The organism is Sulfitobacter sp. 1A15299, from assembly GCF_043556915.1.
GTDB lineage: Bacteria > Pseudomonadota > Alphaproteobacteria > Rhodobacterales > Rhodobacteraceae > Sulfitobacter.
The window spans coordinates 67529-84842 of record NZ_JBIFFJ010000002.1; the positions used below are offsets into that span (position 1 = coordinate 67529).

A 17314-nucleotide genomic window follows, 5' to 3' on the forward strand; every position below is an offset into this window, starting at 1 on the left:
TGGCCGTTTCCAACGTTCCTGCCGCCCCGCTGCGGCAGGGGCAAATGCGACGACACCGCGCCGCGCCCACCCGATTACGCAATGAGGTCAGTATGGATCACTCTCCCAAATCCTCCCCCGTTTTGACGGGTATTGCGCTATTGGGGGCGGGCATCTTGATCCAGCAATGGCAACCCGGCGCGCTGCGCCTGCCCGAACCGGCCAACCACCGTCGCCACGACCGCGGGCTGCGCCGCGCCGCGCGGAAATCCCGCGACGGGCTGGCGATGATCCTGCCGTCGAACCTCACCGGCTCCATTGGCCGCAGCCTGATGATCATGGGCGCGGGTCTGCTGACCCTGCGGGTGCTGGACCTGCTGGTCGATCAAGATGAGCAGCTTTACTGATGCCCGCGCTGTCGCTCGCCCCCCTTACCCAACACGCGGCCAAGCGCGACAGCGCCCCGCGAAAGGCGGGCCTATGACACCGGCGCTTGCCTCTTCCCGCGCGGGCTGGTGGGTGATCCTTGCCCTGATCCTGGCCTTCGCTGCGCAGATGGTCGTGGTGAACGGCCTGCCCGCCGCCACCCAAACCACGCTGCTGGCCGAAGGCGGCTTCTACGAAAGCCTTTCGGTCGTGGGTTACATCCTTTGCATTCTCGCATTGGTCTGGACCCTGCGCGGCGCGGTGCTGCGGGTCTGGTATCTGCCGCTGGTGCTGGCGGTCATGGCAGCGCGGGAACTGGACCTCGACAAAAGCCTCTTCTCCCGCGGCCTCTTCAAAGCCCGGCAATATACCGGTGAGGGCGTCCCGCTGGGCGAGCGGCTGATCGCCGCACTGATCCTTGCGCTGATCGTCACCGCGATCCTGCTGATGCTTTGGCGTCACTTCCGCCCCTACCTCACGGCCCTGTTTCGGGGCCGCGCTTGGGCCGGGGCCGTGCTGCTGGGGATCGGCTTCACCGTCGCTTACAAACTGCTCGACGGCATTGCGCGCAAACTTGCCCCCTTGGGGATCGAGATTTCCGCCAATGCCGAACGCACCGCCTTCGTCGTCGAGGAGATCGGGGAGCTTGGCATCCCGGTCATGTTCCTCGCCGCCATCCTGCTGTGGCCCGGCCCTGCGCCTGCCACGGCCCATCCCACCAACCGGGCGCACCGCGTCTGACGCCCCCGGGGCCTGCCCCCGGGATTAAACATCACCGACCAAGGAAGAAATCATGGCCGTACTAGTCAACGAAAACACCAAAGTCATCTGTCAGGGTCTGACCGGCTCGCAGGGGACGTTCCACACCGAACAGGCCATCGCCTATGGCACCAAGATGGTCGGCGGCGTGACACCGGGCAAAGGCGGTCAAACGCATCTCGACCTGCCGGTCTTCAACTCCGTGCACGAGGCCAAACACGCGACCGAGGCGAATGCCTCCGTGATCTACGTCCCGCCCCCCTTCGCCGCCGACTCGATCCTTGAGGCGATCGACGCCGAGATGGAGCTGATCGTCTGCATCACCGAAGGCATCCCGGTTCTGGACATGGCCCGCGTCGCCCGCGCGCTCGAAGGCTCCAAATCGCGCCTAATCGGGCCGAACTGCCCCGGTGTCATCACGCCCGACGCCTGCAAGATCGGCATCATGCCGGGCCATATCCACCGCCGCGGCTCCGTCGGCGTCGTGTCGCGCTCCGGCACGCTGACCTATGAGGCAGTGAAGCAGACAACCGACATGGGCCTCGGCCAATCCTCCGCCGTGGGCATCGGCGGCGACCCGATCAAAGGGACCGAGCATATCGACGTGTTGGAGATGTTCCTTGCCGATGACGAGACACAGTCGATCATCATGATCGGCGAAATCGGCGGCTCCGCCGAGGAGGAAGCGGCGCAATTCCTCGCCGATGAGAAGAAGAAGGGCCGTTGGAAGCCCACAGCCGGTTTCATCGCGGGCCGCACCGCCCCTCCCGGACGCCGCATGGGCCACGCAGGCGCAATCGTCGCCGGTGGCAAGGGCGACGCAGAGAGCAAGATCGAGGCGATGAAAGAAGCCGGGATCGTGGTCGCCGACAGCCCCGCCACATTGGGCGAAGCGGTCAAAGAAGCGATCGATAAGGGCTGATGCCCGCCGGGCGGGCCACGGCCCGCCCATTGACCCACTCTGCAAAGCGCTATGTTTTGCGGGGTCTTGATGACAACCACCCGGCGCCGCCGACAGCGAAGGAGGGCAAGATGCACATACAGACCTTAGTCAATCTCTGCCCGCTTTCGCCCGGCGCCGGTCCGCGGGCAAGCGCCCGATCCGGCGGCCCGGCAAAGCCCTGCACCTCCGCCTTCAATACCTATGGCCCCCCGCGCCGGGCCTGACTATAGACCGACCCTGATTCTGACCCTGTCCCGTCTGCCCCGCCGAACAAAGGTGACCCAATGACCGACCAACCCGCCAACGAACAATTCCATGCCTCTTCCTTCATGGAAGGCGACAACGCGGAATATCTTGAGGCGATGTACGCCCGCTATGCCAACGATCCCAACGCGGTGGACGAGGCATGGCAAACGTTCTTTGCGGCGATGGGCGATGACGCCGAAACCGCGCAGGCCGAGGCCGCTGGCCCCTCTTGGGCGCGCCCCGATTGGCCCCCCGCCCCCCAAAGCGAGGTGATGGGCGCGCTGACCGGCGTCTGGCCAGAACCCACCGAAGCGAAGGCCGCAGGCGAGAAGATCAAGAAAAAGGCCGAGGAAAAGGGCGTTCCCGTTTCCGACGATCAGATCCGCGCCGCCGTGCTCGACAGTATCCGCGCGCTCATGCTGATCCGCGCCTACCGGATCCGTGGCCACCTCGCCGCCACGCTCGACCCTCTGGGCATGCGCGACATGGGCGAACAGCCCGAGCTTGACCCCAAGTCCTACGGTTTCACCGATGCCGACATGGACCGCCCGATCTTCATCGACAATGTGCTGGGCCTTGAAGTGGCCACCATGAAGCAGATCGTCGACATCGTCCGCTCGACCTACTGCGGCACCTTCGCGCTGCAATATATGCATATCTCCGACCCCGAACAGGCCGGTTGGCTGAAAGAGCGGATCGAAGGCTACGGCAAGGAAATCGCCTTTACCAAGGAAGGCCGCAAGGCGATCCTGAGCAAGCTGGTCGAAGCCGAAGGTTTCGAAAAGTTCCTGCACGTCAAATACATGGGCACCAAGCGTTTCGGCCTCGATGGCGGCGAAAGCCTTGTCCCGGCGATGGAGCAGATCATCAAGCGCGGCGGCCAGTTGGGCGTGAAGGACATCGTCATCGGCATGCCCCACCGGGGCCGTCTGTCGGTGCTGGCCAATGTCATGCAAAAACCCTACCGCGCGATCTTTAACGAATTCCAAGGCGGCAGCTTCAAGCCTGACGATGTGGATGGCTCGGGCGATGTGAAATACCACCTCGGCGCCTCCTCCGACCGTGAGTTCGACGGCAACTCCGTGCACCTGTCGCTGACCGCGAACCCCTCCCACCTAGAGGCGGTGAACCCCGTGGTGCTGGGTAAGGTCCGCGCCAAACAGGACCAATTGAACGACCAAGACCGCACCGCCGTCATGCCCGTGCTGCTGCACGGCGACGCGGCTTTCGCGGGCCAAGGGGTCGTGGCCGAATGTTTCGCGCTGTCGGGCCTCAAGGGGCACAAGACCGGCGGCACCATGCATATCGTGGTGAACAACCAGATCGGCTTCACCACCGCGCCGCATTTCTCGCGCTCCTCGCCCTATCCGACCGACAACGCGCTGGTCGTGGAGGCGCCGATCTTCCACGTCAACGGCGATGATCCGGAGGCCGTGGTCCACGCCGCCCGCGTCGCAACCGAGTTCCGCCAGAAGTTCCACAAGGACGTGGTCATCGACATCTTCTGCTACCGCCGCTTCGGTCACAACGAAGGCGACGAGCCGATGTTCACCAACCCGGTGATGTACAAGAGCGTCAAGAAACAGAAAACCACGCTGAGCCTCTATACCTCGCGTCTGGTGGCCGACGGTCTGATCCCCGAGGGGGAGATCGAAGACATGAAGACCGCCTTCCAGAACCATCTCAACGATGAGTTCGAGGCCGGGAAAGACTACCGCCCGAACAAGGCCGACTGGCTCGACGGCAAATGGTCCGGCATGGACAAAAAGAACAAGTCCTACCAGCGCGGCAAAACCGCCATCGCCCCCGAAACGCTGCAAGGCGTCGGCAAGGCGATCACCACCGCGCCCGAGGGCTTCCCCCTGCACAAGACCATCGGCCGTCTGCTCGACGCGAAAAAGAAGATGTTCGAAAGCGGTGAAGGCTTCGACTGGGCCACGGCAGAGGCGCTCGCCTTCGGCTCCCTGCTGACCGAGGGCTACAAGGTCCGCCTGTCGGGTCAGGACAGCACGCGCGGCACCTTTAGCCAACGGCATTCGGCCTTCATCAACCAAGAGAACGAAGACCGCTACTACCCGCTGAACCACATCCGCGAGGGTCAAGCCGACTATGAGGTCATCGACTCCATGCTCAGCGAATATGCGGTATTGGGGTTCGAGTACGGCTATTCGCTGGCCGAACCCAACGCGCTGACGCTCTGGGAAGCGCAGTTCGGCGACTTCGCCAATGGCGCGCAAATCATGTTCGACCAGTTCATCTCCTCCGGTGAAAGCAAATGGCTGCGCATGTCGGGCCTCGTCTGCCTGATGCCGCATGGCTACGAGGGTCAGGGCCCCGAGCACTCCTCGGCCCGTCTGGAGCGCTTCCTCACCATGTGTGGCGGCGACAACTGGATCGTGGCGAACTGCACCACGCCCGCCAACTACTTCCACATCCTGCGCCGTCAGTTGCACCGCAGCTACCGCAAGCCGCTGATGTTGATGACACCCAAATCGCTGCTGCGCCACAAACTGGCCATCAGCAAGGCCGACGAATTCACCACCGGGTCCAGCTTCCACCGGGTGCTTTGGGATGACGCCGAAAAAGGCAACTCCGACACCAAACTGGTCGCGGATGACAAGATCAAGCGTGTGGTGATGTGTTCGGGCAAGGTCTATTACGACCTGCTGGAAGAGCGAGACGCCCGCGGCATCGACGACATCTACATCCTGCGCTTTGAACAGTTCTACCCCTTCCCCGCGCAATCCGCGGTGAGAGAGCTGGAGCGTTTCAAAGAGGCCGAGATGATCTGGTGTCAGGAAGAGCCCAAGAACCAAGGGGCTTGGTCCTTCATCGAGCCCAACATCGAATGGGTTCTGGGCCGCATCGACGCGAAACATGGCCGCGCCTCCTATGTGGGCCGCGCCACTTCGGCCTCGCCCGCCACGGGTCTGGCCAGCCAGCACAAAGCACAACAAGCCGCCCTCGTTGACGAGGCGCTGACCATCAAAGGAAAGTAAACCATGACAAGCGAAGTACGCGTCCCAACGCTGGGCGAATCCGTCACAGAAGCCACCGTTGCCACATGGTTCAAGAAACCCGGCGATACCGTCGCGGTGGATGAAATGCTCTGCGAGCTGGAAACCGACAAGGTGACCGTCGAAGTGCCCAGCCCCGTCGCCGGCACCCTGAGCGAGATCGTGGCCCAAGAAGGCGACACCGTGGGTGTCGACGCCCTTCTGGCCAATGTCAGCGAAGGCGACAGCGGCTCTGCCGCCGCGCCCAAGGCCAAGGAAGCCGCCGAAGATGCCGGTGCCGCCTCCCAGTCCGACCGTGGCGGCGATGCGCCCAAAGCCATCGACGCAGGCGCTACCGAAGTCGCCGCCCGCGAAGGTCAAAGCATCGACGTACAGGTGCCCACCTTGGGCGAGTCGGTGACCGAAGCGACCGTGAGCACTTGGTTCAAAAAGGTCGGGGACAAGGTCGAAGCAGATGAGATGCTCTGCGAGTTGGAGACCGACAAGGTCAGCGTCGAAGTCCCCGCCCCCGCCGCAGGTGTGCTGGCCGAGATCTTTGCCGAAGAAGGCAGCACCGTCGAAGCCTCTGCCACGCTGGCCGTGCTGACCACCGGCGCAGGCGCCGCCGCCCCCAAGGGCGAAGACGCCAAGTCCGGTGCCGGTGCCGCGCCTGAGACCAAGCCCGCCGGTGGCAAGGATGTCGAAGACGCGCCTTCCGCCAAGAAAGCGATGGCCGAAGCAGGCATCAGCCGCGATCAGGTCACAGGTTCGGGCCGTGACGGTCGCGTGATGAAGGAAGACGTGGCCAAAGCCGTGGCCGCCGGCACCTCCGCCGCGCCGAAAGCCGAGGCGAAGCCCGCAGCCCCCCGCGCTGCCTCCGCCCCCGATGACGCCGCCCGCGAAGAGCGGGTCAAGATGACCCGCCTCAAGCAGACCATGGCGCGCCGCCTCAAGGAAGCGCAGAACACCGCCGCGATCCTGACGACCTTCAACGAGGTCGACATGACCGAGGTCATGGCCCTGCGCAATGCCTACAAGGCCGACTTCGAGAAGAAGCACGGCGTGCGGATGGGCTTCATGTCCTTCTTCACCAAGGCCTGCTGCCACGCTCTGAAGGAAATTCTCGAGGTCAACGCCGAGATCGACGGCACCGACGTGATCTACAAGAACTACGTCCACATGGGCGTCGCCGCAGGCACGCCCACGGGCCTCGTGGTGCCGGTGATCAAGAATGCCGACGCGATGTCCTTTGCCGAGATCGAGAAGGCCGTGAACGCCATGGGCAAGAAGGCCCGTGACGGCAAGCTCACCATGGCCGACATGACCGGCGGCACCTTCACCATCTCCAACGGTGGCGTCTACGGCTCGCTGATGACCGCGCCGATCCTGAACCCGCCGCAGTCCGGCATCCTCGGCATGGCCAAGATTCAGGACCGCCCGATGGCGATCAACGGCGAAGTCGTGATCCGTCCGATGATGTATATCTCGCTCAGCTACGACCACCGGATCATCGACGGCAAGGGCGCGGTGACCTTCCTTGTCCGCGTCAAAGAGATGCTCGAAGATCCGCGCCGTCTGTTGATGGATCTGTGATACTATGGGCGGGGGGCGCCCCCCGCCCTATCTACCTGTGGACCCGTGGATTTTCCCACATAGCGAAAGGACACAGACCATGACCGAAACCACCCTCCTCGCCGCCTATGGCCTTCTGGTCATGCTGACGATCCTCTTGCAGGTGTTGGGCGCGACCCGGCAGCTGTCGATGGGCTACCTGATGTCCTCGCGCGATGAGACGCGCACCACCACCGGGATGACCGCCCGTCTGGGCCGCGCGCTTGATAACTCCGTCGTGGCCATGGCGATCTTCGCCCCCGCCGTGCTGCTGGTCGAGATCTTGGGCCGCAACAACAGCGCCACTTTGCTGGCCGCACAGGTCTTCCTGCTGGCACGCATCATCTATCTGATCGTCTACGCCCTTGGCGTGCCGACGATCCGCACGCTGGCGTGGCTCGCAGGCTATGCCGCCACCGCCGTTCTTTATTTCCACGCGCTCTGAAAGGCATTCCCATGCAGATGATCTGCCACTTCGACGTCACCGATTTCGCCGCTTGGAAAGACGCATTCGACGCCGATGCCGAGGCGCGGCGCAATGCGGGGCTCTCGGTGCTGCAAATCTGGCAACACGCCGACAGCAGCACCAAAGCCTCTGTCCTGTTGGATGTGAACGACCGCAAAAAGGCCGACGATTGGCTCACCCGGTCCGATGCGCTCAGCAGCGATGACAAGGGCACCGTCACCGGCTCCACCGCCTATTTCGTGAAATCCGCATGAGCGCCGAGCTGACCGTTCTGACCCTCGCGGCCCTGCTGCAGGGGGTGCAATTCGTGCTCTACGCCGTGCCCGCCAACCGGGAGCTTGGTCCCGGCTACACCATGTCGGCGCGCGACCGTGAGCCGTCGCGCGTGATGAGCGACCGCACCGCCCGTCTGGGCCGCGCGCTCGACAACCATTTCGAAGGGCTGATCCTTTTCGGCATCGCCGTGGGCGTGGTGCAGATGTCGGCCCAGAACACCGCCTTCACCGTCGCCTGCGCTTGGGTCTATCTCATCGCCCGGCTGCTCTATGTTCCCGCCTATGCGCTTGGCCTGCGCCCGCATCGGTCGTTCATCTGGATCGTCGGTTTCGCCGCGACCATGCTGATGCTGCTGGCGGCTCTCGTTTAACCCTTTCCCAAACACCCGCAGGCAGCGGCGCTTGCACCTGAAACCCGCGCCTCATACCTTGCCTGCACCACCCGACTGCTAAGGAGACCCCCCATGTCGAGCTATGATGTCATCGTGATCGGCTCCGGCCCCGGCGGCTATGTCGCCGCCATCCGTTGCGCGCAACTGGGCCTGAAAACCGCCTGTGTCGAAGGCCGTGAGACCCTCGGCGGCACCTGCCTCAACGTGGGCTGCATCCCCTCCAAGGCGCTGCTGCACGCCACGCATATGCTGCATGAGGCCGAGCATAATTTCGAAGAGATGGGTCTCAAAGCGAAAGCGCCGACCGTCGATTGGAAGCAGATGCTGACCTATAAGGACAAGACGATCGAGACCAACACCAAGGGCATCGAGTTCCTGTTCAAGAAGAACAAGATCGACTGGCTCAAGGGCTGGGGCTCGATCCCCGAGGCCGGCAAGGTCAAGGTCGGCGACGAGGTCCATGAGGCCAAGAACATCATCATCGCCTCCGGCTCCGAAGCGGCTGGCCTGCCGGGCGTCGAGGTCGATGAGAAGACCGTGGTGACCTCCACCGGCGCGCTGGAACTGGGCAAGATCCCCAAGAAGATGGTCGTGATCGGCGCGGGCGTGATCGGGCTGGAACTGGGCAGCGTCTATGCCCGTCTCGGCACCGAGATTACGGTCGTCGAATATCTTGACGTGATCACCCCCGGCATGGACCCAGAGGTGCAAAAGACCTTCCAGCGCATGCTGAAAAAGCAGGGGTTGAACTTCGTTATGGGTGCCGCCGTGCAGAAGACCGAAGTCACCAAGGGCAAGGCCACGGTCAGCTACAAGCTGCGCAAGGACGACAGCGAACATGAGATCGAAGCCGATGCCGTGCTCGTCGCCACAGGCCGCAAGCCGGTGGTCAAAGGCATGGGGCTCGACGATCTTGGCATCAAGATGACCGAGCGCGGCCAGATCGCCGTGAACGAGCATTGGGAGACCTCCGTCAATGGCGTCTATGCCATCGGTGACGTGATCGAAGGCCCGATGCTGGCCCATAAGGCCGAGGACGAGGGCATGGCCGCCGCCGAAGTCATCGCAGGCAAACATGGCCATGTGAACTACGGCGTGATCCCCGGCGTGATCTACACCCACCCGGAAGTCGCCAGCGTGGGCGAGACCGAGGCGACGCTGAAGGAAGCGGGCCGGGCCTATAAGGTCGGCAAGTTCTCCTTCATGGGCAACGCCCGGGCCAAGGCGGTCTTTGCTGGTGACGGTTTCGTCAAGCTGATCGCCGACAAAGAGACCGACCGCATCCTTGGCTGCCACATCATCGGCCCCGGCGCGGGCGATCTGATCCATGAGGTTTGTGTGGCGATGGAATTCGGCGCCTCGGCGCAGGATCTGGCGATGACCTGCCACGCGCACCCGACCTATTCCGAGGCCGTGCGCGAGGCCGCTCTGGCCTGCGGCGACGGGCCAATCCACATGTAAAACAACGGGGCGGGCCAAGTGTCCGCCCCTTTTTCGTTGCGCAGGCAGCGCACGCTGCGGCTATCGCGCGTTAACACCCCTGCCCTACAACCTCCCCCGTCGCGACATTCACGGAAGACGAGGCCCCTCGCGGGTCATGTCTATACGTAGAGACATGCAGGGTGACGCCTGCTCTTTCCACCTCCCCCGGCGGCGCCGCCACTTTAACGGCTTCCCAGATATCCGAGATTGCGTCCCGCGAAACCGTCGTTTCAGCGGGCACTATGACATGCCGACAAATCGCGAAGGGCAGCGCCGACCCGCGGGGTGGTGCTGAAAGCGCCGCCCCAGGGGGCGGGTCGGCGCTGCCCGGCCTGCGGACGGGCGGATCATTCCGACAGCCCCCGAAGACCAACAAGGCCCGCGCCCCGCGCCTACCCCGCCTCCGCAGGCTGCCACCCGGCCTCGCGCAGCAGTGCGTCGGAATGGCTCTCCACCTCCTGCTCCAGCCGGGCCATGAAGGCGCGCTTGTCCAGCCCCGGCTCGATCGGCGCCAGAAACTCCACCACGGCCAAGCCCGGGCGGCGGTAGAGCCCCCGGCGCGGCCAGAAGTAGCCCGCATTTGTCGCCGCAGGCACGCAGACCTGTCCAAGTTGATCGTAAAGCACCGCCGTGCCGACCTTGTAAGGCGCGCTGAGCCCCGGGGCGACACGGGTGCCTTGGGAATAGATCACGATCTGCCCCGGCTCCACCCGGCCTACGTTCACGTCTTCCATCATCTTGGTGATCGCCTGCCCGCGCTTGCCCCGGTTCACGGCGATCATCTGCATCCGCTTGGTGTATTGCCCGATCACCGGCGTCCAAAGCACCTCGCGCTTCATGATGAACTTGGCCCGTGGCAGGGCGTGGAAGATCATGATGATATCGAGGAAAGACTGATGTTTGGCCGCGATCAGAACCTCACCCTCGGGGACTTGGCCGCGCACCTCGCAGCGCAGCCCGATCAGCCAACGCGCCGTCCACATCGCCCATGCGGCATAGGCTTTGCAGGCCGCATAGGCGCCGCGTTTGGAAAACATCGCCCAAGGCGCAAAGGCCAGTCCGATCACCGGCATCGCCACGGTCACCTGCACGATATAGAGGATCGAGCGGACCCATTGCAGCAGCTTCATGTCAACTCCCTCAATGTACGCCGCGCGGCGGCCCCGGTGGCGGCAAAGGCGACCGCACCCACAAGGAACGGCACCATCAGCGGCACCGCCCAATGCCAGCCTTGGAAGCCCAGGCCGGTCAGAAACCCGCCCGCCTCGCCCGCGTCGGGCAGCAAAACCACCGCGATCATGCCCAAAGCCGTGCCCGCCGCCGCACCCAGAAGCGCGCGCAGGGTGAAACGGCGGATGAAGGCCCGCGCGATATAGTCATCGGTCGCCCCCACCAGCCGCAGCACCGCGATCACCTGCGCATTGGCGGCAAGCGCCGCCTGCGCGGCAAGCGTCACCATCGCGGCCACCGCAGCCCCGATCAACAGGGTCGAAATCCAGCCCAAAAGGCGCAAACGGCCTGCGGCCGCCACCAGCGGCGCGCGCCAACGGCTGTGATCGTCCAGCACCGCGCCCGGCACCTCGGCCGACAGGCGCAGGCGCAGGCCCACGGGGTCCAACCCCTCGCCCTCCTCGACCACTTCGATGAGCCGCGGCACGGGCAGGTTCTCCATCGCCAGTTCGGGGCCGAACCACGGGGCGAGCAGCTCTTCTTGCTCCGCATCCGTCAGCGCACGGGCCGAGGCCACGCCCTTGGTCGTCTGCAACACTTTTAACGCGGCCTCCGTCTGGGCCGCACGTTGATCCAAGGGGGCCACGATCCGCACCGTTGCCGACTGCGCCAACTCCTGCCCCCAGACCTGCGCCAAACGGCCCGAGGCCAGCGACAGCGCCAAGGCAAAAACCGCCAGAAAGGCCATCGCCCCCGCGGCGAAAAGGGTCAGTTGCGCGGTGAAACCCGAAGGCGGCACCACGCGGTCGGCCTGCCGGTCGCCTTTGAAAATCGCGCGCAGGGCGCCCAGATCGAAGCGTTTCACAAATCCGCCCCCGCCAGTTGGATGCGCCGGTTCGCGATGCGCAAGACGCGGGCCTGCACATGCGCCTTGGTGGCGCGGATCAGGCCCAGATCATGGGTGGCGATCAACACGGTCTTGCCCATGCGGTTCAACTCGATCAGCAGGCGCAGCAGCCGCTGGGACATGTCCCAGTCGATATTTCCCGTCGGCTCATCCGCGAGGATCACATCGGGCGACATGATCACCGCACGTGCCAAGGCGGCCCGCTGCCGCTCCCCGCCCGAAAGCTCAGGCGGCAGGGCGTCGGCGCGGTTGGTCAGGCCAACCCAAGACATCAATTCTTCCAGATCGGTGCCCCCCGCCTCGGCCCCGCGGCCCGAAACACTGAGCGGCAGGGCCACATTCTCGGTCAGGGGGAGATGGTCGAGGAATTTCACGTCCTGATGCACCACACCGACACGGCGGCGCATCAGCGCGATGTCATCGCGCCCCAGCCCGCGCACGTCTTGCCCGAACATCCGCAGATGCCCCGCCGTGGGCAAAAGCGCCCCGTAGCAGAGCTTCATCAAGGTGGTCTTGCCCGCGCCCGAGGGGCCGGTCAGGAAATGAAAGGATCCGGGGGCGAGTTTCAGCGTGATGTCAGACAGCAATTCGCCCCCGCCATAGCTGTAGGCCACATTTTCGAGCTCTATCACGCATCCACCTTAAAAAACTTCGACCTGTTGTGCCTCAGCACCGGAAAGGATTCAATCACTCAGAACCCCAGCACCCTGCCCAGATATCACTTTTCCTACGTTATTCTAGGACATATGCTGCCCGTTACGATCTCAGAGCACCGAACGAACCCAGGAATGACCATGCGGCTGATCTGCCCCAACTGCGACGCGCAATACGAAGTCCCCGACGATGTGATGCCGGCGGCGGGGCGTGATGTGCAATGTTCCAACTGCGGGCAGACCTGGTTCCAGCATCACCCCGACAATGCGCCGGAGGCCGAAGAGGATGATTTCGCCGACGACGTGATGCGGATGAAGCAGCGCGGCCCGGATGAGGACACGGAAGCCGCCGCAGCGGCCAGCCTGCCCGATTTGCAGCCCTTCGGCGATGAAGAGGAAGACGCGCCCTTTGAGGACGATCAAGACGACGACTTCGAAGACGCATTCGACCCCGAGGAGGAGGCGCCCCAACCCGCCCCCGCCGCGCCGGTGCGCCGCCCCCTCGACCCCGCCATCGCAGAGATCCTCCGTCAAGAGGCCGCGGCAGAGCAAGAAGCCCGCCGCCGTCGCCAGTCGGAACCGCTGGAAAGCCAGCCGGACCTCGGCCTAGACGACGCGCCCCTGACACAGCCGCAGCAGGCCCCCGAGATCGCCGCGGAAGACCATGTGACCGAGGATGAAGACGCCCGCCGCGCCCATGAGGCGCGCCTGCGCATGGCCAAGATGCGCGGAGAGCCGGTGCCCGAGAGCGAAGTTGACGCCTATGGCAGCGCCTCGCGCCGCGATCTTTTGCCCGATATCGAAGAGATCAACTCGACCCTGCGCCATGACGGGCAAGAGGGCGCGCAGGCCGGGCCCACCCCCACCGCCGCGCTCGACCGCCCCGAAAAGCCGCAGAAATCCGGCGGGTTCATACGCGGTTTCACTATAATGATCGTCTTGGCAGCCCTGCTCGCGGCGGTCTATGTCTACGCGCCCGAGATCGCGCAATCCCTGCCGCAGGCCGATCCCTATCTATCGTCCTATGTAGCATGGATGGACGATGCGCGGCTCTGGCTCGACGGGCAGTTGCAAGACCTGCTGGTCTGGCTCGACACCGTGGCGACCCAATCGCAGGGCTAACCCCGATCAGAACCGATCCAACAGCCTGTTAAGGTAATCCCGCTCGACCTCTGGCCGCGCTGCCTCGCCCGAGCGGCGGCGGATTTCGTCGAGCAACCGCCGCGCGCGGCCCTGATCGTCTGGCCCCTGCGCCAGCGGCGCGTCCGAACTGTTGGCCCCGCTGCCGCCCTGCTCACGCCCAAGCGGATCGCGTCCCTCGCCGCGCTGATCGCCCCCCTCTGCCGTGCCTTGACCCGGCTGGCCCGCGCGTTGCTCCTGCTCCATCGCCTCACCGAGGGCGCGCATCCCCTCGCGCAGCGCTTCCATCGCCTGCGCCTGATTGTCGATCGCCTCGGCCAGTTCGTCGCGGCGCAACGCCTCTCCGGCGCGGTCCATCGCCGCGCCCGCGCGGTCCAGCGCGTCGCGGGCCGCGTCCCCCTCAGCCGTGCCCTGCCCAGGCAGGCGACCCTGCTGGCGGCGCAGCTCGTCGCGCAGCGCTTGCTGGCGACCGGCAAGCCCTTCCTCGCCCCCGTCTTCACCGGAGGGGCCGCCCTGCCCGCGCTGGCCTTCATGGCTCTCGCCGCGCTCTTGCCCGCCGTTGCGGCCCTCGTTGTCGTCACTTTCGCCTGCGCCGGTGCCGGGGTTGAACTGCTCTTGCAGATCACGGAAGGCCTGATCGCTTAAGCCCTGTTGCTCACGCAGCGTGTCCGACAGCCCCTCCATCGCCTGTTCACCGGGCGAATTGCCGCCCTGTCCGGGCTGGCCTTCGGTGACGCGCATATTCTCCATCATTTCCTGCAACTGGCGCAGCGCCTCGGCGGCTTCGGCCATACGGCCCTGTTCCATCAACTCCTGAATGCGGTCCATCATGCGTTGCAGATCGTCTTGGGTCATCTGCATCGCCTCGCCCTGCGGCTGCTGGTCTTCGCCCTCGCCTTCCTGCGCCTGCTGGCGCTGAAGTTGTTCAAGGTAATCTTCGGTGGCGCGGCGCAGCTCGTCCATCAGTTCGGCGATCTCGGCCTCGGAGGCACCATTCTTCATCGCCTCGTTCAACCGATCCTGCGCGCGGCGCATCCGGTCGAGCGCATCGGCCAAGACGCCTTCTTCCAATTCGATCGCCAGCGCCCAGAGGTCTTCGGCCAGCTCGGTCTGCACCTCTTCGTCCAGCCCGTAGCGCGCGCGCAGTTCCAGCCGCCGGATCACCTGCTTGAGCCGCAGTGCCGTCACCTCCGACCGTAGGTCATCGCCGGGGGCATAAATCACCGCGCGCAATACCTGCGCGATGCGCGGCGCATTGGCGCGCGACCACAAAAGATCGCGCCGCATCTCGATCACCGCCGCCGCCGCCGGATCGAAAAAGCGCCGCCCCGGCAGGGTCAACTGGCTCCCCTCGGTCACGGCCTGCTGTTCGGAGGCGTCCAAGACCGAAAGTTGCAGCGACACCGGCAAATTGGCCCATGGGTGTTTCGAGAAATTCTCGATCAGCCTCTCTTCGAAATCCCGCCGGTCGCCGCTGATCGGCATGGGCAGCGGCACCACGATCTCGGGCCGCGGGTCGGGGTCGACGGTCAGACCATAGCGCCGGTCGACCGAGGCCAGATTGAGGCTGATCCGCGCCTCCCCGGCCTCGACGCCATAATCGTCGCGCGCAAGGAACGGCAGGCTCATCTCTCCCAAAGCAGTCACCTCGGGCGGGCCGAGCCTTTCGACCTGCGGCGCGGCATCGGGCAAAAGCGTGATTTGCCACGCCCGCGCGCCCGGCCCGTCGATGCTGATCTCCCCGCTTTGGCGCAGGGTGAAATCCTGCGCGGGTTCCGAAGACGCCGCAACTTCCCGGCCCGAGACGCTCTCAGCCACCGTCAGCGCGTCCAATTCGCCATAGAGCCGCAGGGTGATCAGCGTGCCCTCAGGCAGCGACAGCGCCCCGGCCTCAAGATCGTTGAGGTAGAGCGTCGGCTTGCCGGTATGACGCGGCGGCTCGGCCCAGCCTTCCCAAACGGGGCCGGAGGCCAGCGTGCCGCCCGCCCCGCCGGGGGCCAGATGCGTCACCTCGCCCAACCGCCAGACGGATCCGAAGACAAGCGCCACGATGAACCCAAGCAGCGCCACATAGCGCAGCGCATAGGGATCGGCCTGCGCGACCCGCAGATCGCCCTTCACCGGCTTCGCCGCAGCCGCCCGCGCGGCCATGCGCCGCTGATGCGCCTGCCAGACCGCCGCCGAGGCGGCATCGCCCGCGCCAATCGCCTGATCGTCCAAGAGCGCGCGAATGGGCCGCCCCGGCAAGCTGGCATCCAACCGCGCCAGCGCCGCTGCACGGGACGGCAGGCGGAAACGGCGCAGGGCAAAGAACAGAGTAAAGAGGGCCGCCAGACCGATGACGGCCAGCACGGCCCAAAGCACGCCGCCCGCCAAAGCATCCTGCGCCCCCATCATCAGCGCCGCCAGCACCGCCAGCATCAGCGCCAGCATGAGCCAGAGCGCCTGCACCAGCGCCTCGGCCAGCATCCCTGCCCAGGTCAGCCGCAGGGGCCAGCGCAAAGCGCGCAGCCCGTCTGTCCTGTCAGTGGATGTCTCCATGCGTCACGCTCCGGTGGCCCGGCGCCGGGATGCCGTCAAAGCCATTCAGGGATGGTATCGCGGTTTATCATTTCGTCAAAGCTTGGCCGTGGGCGGATAACCGCGAATTGATCGCCGTTCACCAGCACCTCGGGGATCAGGGGCCGCGAGTTATACTCGCTGCTCATCACCGCGCCGTAAGCCCCGGCAGAGCGGAAGGCCACCAGATCGCCTGAGCCCAGCACCGGCATCATCCGCTGTTTGGCGAAAGTATCACCGGATTCGCAGACCGGCCCCACGATATCGACGGGGCGCGGCTCGGCCCCCGGGGCGGGTTCATTGAGCGGCACGATGTCATGCCATGCGTCATACATGGCGGGGCGAATGAGATCGTTCATCGCGGCATCGAGGATCAGGAAATCGCGGCCTTCGCCGGATTTGAGATAGATCACCTCGCTTACCAGCACACCTGCGTTGCCCGCGATCAAGCGGCCCGGCTCGATCTCGACCTCACAGCCCAGATGCCCCAGTTTGCGCTGCACCATCGCGCCGTAATCCGTGGGCAGCGGCGGGGCGGAATTCGAGCGCTCGTAAGGGATGCCCAGGCCGCCGCCAAGGTCGAGCCGCCGGATGTCATGGCCGTCGGCGCGCAGCACCTCGGTCAGTTCCGCGACCTTGCCGTAAGCCTGCTCAAAGGGCGCCAGATCGGTCAATTGGCTGCCGATATGCACGTCGATGCCCACGATCTCGAGCCCCGGCAGCTTGGCCGCCATGGCATAGACTTCGCGGGCGCGGGCGATGGGGATGCCGAACTTGTTCTCGCTTTTGCCGGTGGCGATCTTGGCGTGGGTTTTCGCGTCCACATCCGGGTTCACGCGAATGGTGATCGGGGCCACTTTGCCCAATTCCCGCGCCACGACGTCCAGCAGGATCATCTCTGGCTCGCTTTCGACGTTGAACTGGCGGATGCCCCCCGTGAGCGCCAGTTCGATCTCCTCCCGGGTCTTGCCGACGCCGGAGAAGACGATCTTATCGCCCGGCACGCCCGCCGCTTTCGCCCGGCGGTATTCCCCGCCCGAGACCACATCCATCCCCGCGCCCGCCTGCGCCAGCGTGCGCAAAACGGCTTGGTTGGAATTGGCCTTCATCGCATAGCAGACCAGATGGTCCATGCCCGAGAGCGCGTCGTCAAAAAGGTGGAAATGGCGCAGCAGCGTGGCGGTGGAGTAGACATAGACGGGCGTGCCCACGCTGGCCGCGATCTCGGCAAGACTCACGTCCTCGGCGTGCAACACACCGTCTTTATAGAGAAAATGATCCATCTGCGCTTGGCCCCATGTCGTCGCCGC

15 protein-coding genes are annotated in these 17314 nt (G+C 65.0%); 10 read left to right on the top strand and 5 right to left on the bottom strand.

Features of this window, described 5'->3' with window-relative positions:
* Positions 1 to 92 precede the first annotated feature (92 nt).
* The 9 genes from ACGYK7_RS03565 to lpdA all read left to right on the top strand — a co-directional run bounded on the left by ACGYK7_RS03565 (position 93) and on the right by lpdA (position 9554).
* Positions 93 to 386 (top strand): hypothetical protein, encoded by a 294-nt coding sequence (locus ACGYK7_RS03565; RefSeq protein ID WP_394399063.1) that lies wholly within the window; start codon positions 93 to 95, stop codon positions 384 to 386.
* A gap of 73 nt (positions 387 to 459) precedes the next feature.
* Positions 460 to 1146: a hypothetical protein gene (locus ACGYK7_RS03570; protein WP_394399065.1), complete on the top strand. Its 687-nt coding sequence runs from the start codon at positions 460 to 462 to the stop codon at positions 1144 to 1146.
* Positions 1147 to 1198: 52 nt separating this feature from the next.
* On the top strand, positions 1199 to 2086 hold the full coding sequence (sucD, locus tag ACGYK7_RS03575) for a succinate--CoA ligase subunit alpha (RefSeq protein WP_067261915.1): 888 nt from the start codon (positions 1199 to 1201) through the stop codon (positions 2084 to 2086).
* Between the two features lie 305 nt (positions 2087 to 2391).
* Positions 2392 to 5352, top strand: coding sequence for a 2-oxoglutarate dehydrogenase E1 component (locus ACGYK7_RS03580; RefSeq protein WP_394399067.1), 2961 nt, complete (start codon positions 2392 to 2394; stop codon positions 5350 to 5352).
* 3 nt (positions 5353 to 5355) lie between these two features.
* A complete protein-coding gene (gene odhB, locus ACGYK7_RS03585) occupies positions 5356 to 6942 on the top strand; it encodes a 2-oxoglutarate dehydrogenase complex dihydrolipoyllysine-residue succinyltransferase (protein WP_394399069.1) in 1587 nt (528 codons plus the stop codon).
* Between the two features lie 79 nt (positions 6943 to 7021).
* Positions 7022 to 7405, top strand: coding sequence for an MAPEG family protein (locus tag ACGYK7_RS03590; RefSeq protein WP_394399071.1), 384 nt, complete (start codon positions 7022 to 7024; stop codon positions 7403 to 7405).
* A gap of 11 nt (positions 7406 to 7416) precedes the next feature.
* Positions 7417 to 7680: a hypothetical protein gene (locus ACGYK7_RS03595; RefSeq protein WP_394399073.1), complete on the top strand. Its 264-nt coding sequence runs from the start codon at positions 7417 to 7419 to the stop codon at positions 7678 to 7680.
* The gene (locus tag ACGYK7_RS03600) at positions 7677 to 8072 is read left to right on the top strand and encodes an MAPEG family protein (RefSeq protein WP_394399075.1); all 396 of its coding nucleotides are present in this window, start codon (positions 7677 to 7679) and stop codon (positions 8070 to 8072) included. Before ACGYK7_RS03595 ends, ACGYK7_RS03600 begins: the two co-directional genes overlap by 4 nt.
* 93 nt (positions 8073 to 8165) lie before the next feature.
* Positions 8166 to 9554, top strand: coding sequence for a dihydrolipoyl dehydrogenase (gene lpdA / locus ACGYK7_RS03605; protein WP_394399077.1), 1389 nt, complete (start codon positions 8166 to 8168; stop codon positions 9552 to 9554).
* A gap of 413 nt (positions 9555 to 9967) precedes the next feature.
* Here lpdA and ACGYK7_RS03610 read toward each other — a convergent pair whose 3' ends face one another.
* The 3 genes from ACGYK7_RS03610 to ACGYK7_RS03620 are packed head-to-tail and all read right to left on the bottom strand — an operon-like array spanning position 9968 to position 12284.
* The gene (locus ACGYK7_RS03610; protein ID WP_394399079.1) at positions 9968 to 10705 is read right to left on the bottom strand and encodes a lysophospholipid acyltransferase family protein; all 738 of its coding nucleotides are present in this window, start codon (positions 10703 to 10705) and stop codon (positions 9968 to 9970) included.
* Positions 10702 to 11610 (bottom strand): cell division protein FtsX, encoded by a 909-nt coding sequence (locus ACGYK7_RS03615; RefSeq protein WP_394399081.1) that lies wholly within the window; start codon positions 11608 to 11610, stop codon positions 10702 to 10704. The genes ACGYK7_RS03610 and ACGYK7_RS03615 overlap by 4 nt, the downstream gene beginning before the upstream one ends.
* Positions 11607 to 12284, bottom strand: a complete 678-nt coding sequence (locus ACGYK7_RS03620; protein WP_394399083.1) for a cell division ATP-binding protein FtsE — start codon at positions 12282 to 12284, stop codon at positions 11607 to 11609. Before ACGYK7_RS03620 ends, ACGYK7_RS03615 begins: the two co-directional genes overlap by 4 nt.
* Positions 12285 to 12440: 156 nt before the next feature.
* On the opposite strand from ACGYK7_RS03620, the gene ACGYK7_RS03625 reads away from it, so the two are divergent.
* A complete protein-coding gene (locus tag ACGYK7_RS03625) occupies positions 12441 to 13427 on the top strand; it encodes a zinc-ribbon domain-containing protein (RefSeq protein ID WP_394399085.1) in 987 nt (328 codons plus the stop codon).
* A 6-nt stretch (positions 13428 to 13433) separates the two neighbouring features.
* Here ACGYK7_RS03625 and ACGYK7_RS03630 read toward each other — a convergent pair whose 3' ends face one another.
* Together ACGYK7_RS03630 and lysA are read right to left on the bottom strand one after the other, a co-directional pair.
* Positions 13434 to 15986: a DUF4175 domain-containing protein gene (locus ACGYK7_RS03630; protein WP_394399087.1), complete on the bottom strand. Its 2553-nt coding sequence runs from the start codon at positions 15984 to 15986 to the stop codon at positions 13434 to 13436.
* A 35-nt stretch (positions 15987 to 16021) separates the two neighbouring features.
* The gene (lysA, locus tag ACGYK7_RS03635) at positions 16022 to 17287 is read right to left on the bottom strand and encodes a diaminopimelate decarboxylase (protein WP_394399089.1); all 1266 of its coding nucleotides are present in this window, start codon (positions 17285 to 17287) and stop codon (positions 16022 to 16024) included.
* Positions 17288 to 17314: the final 27 nt, after the last annotated feature.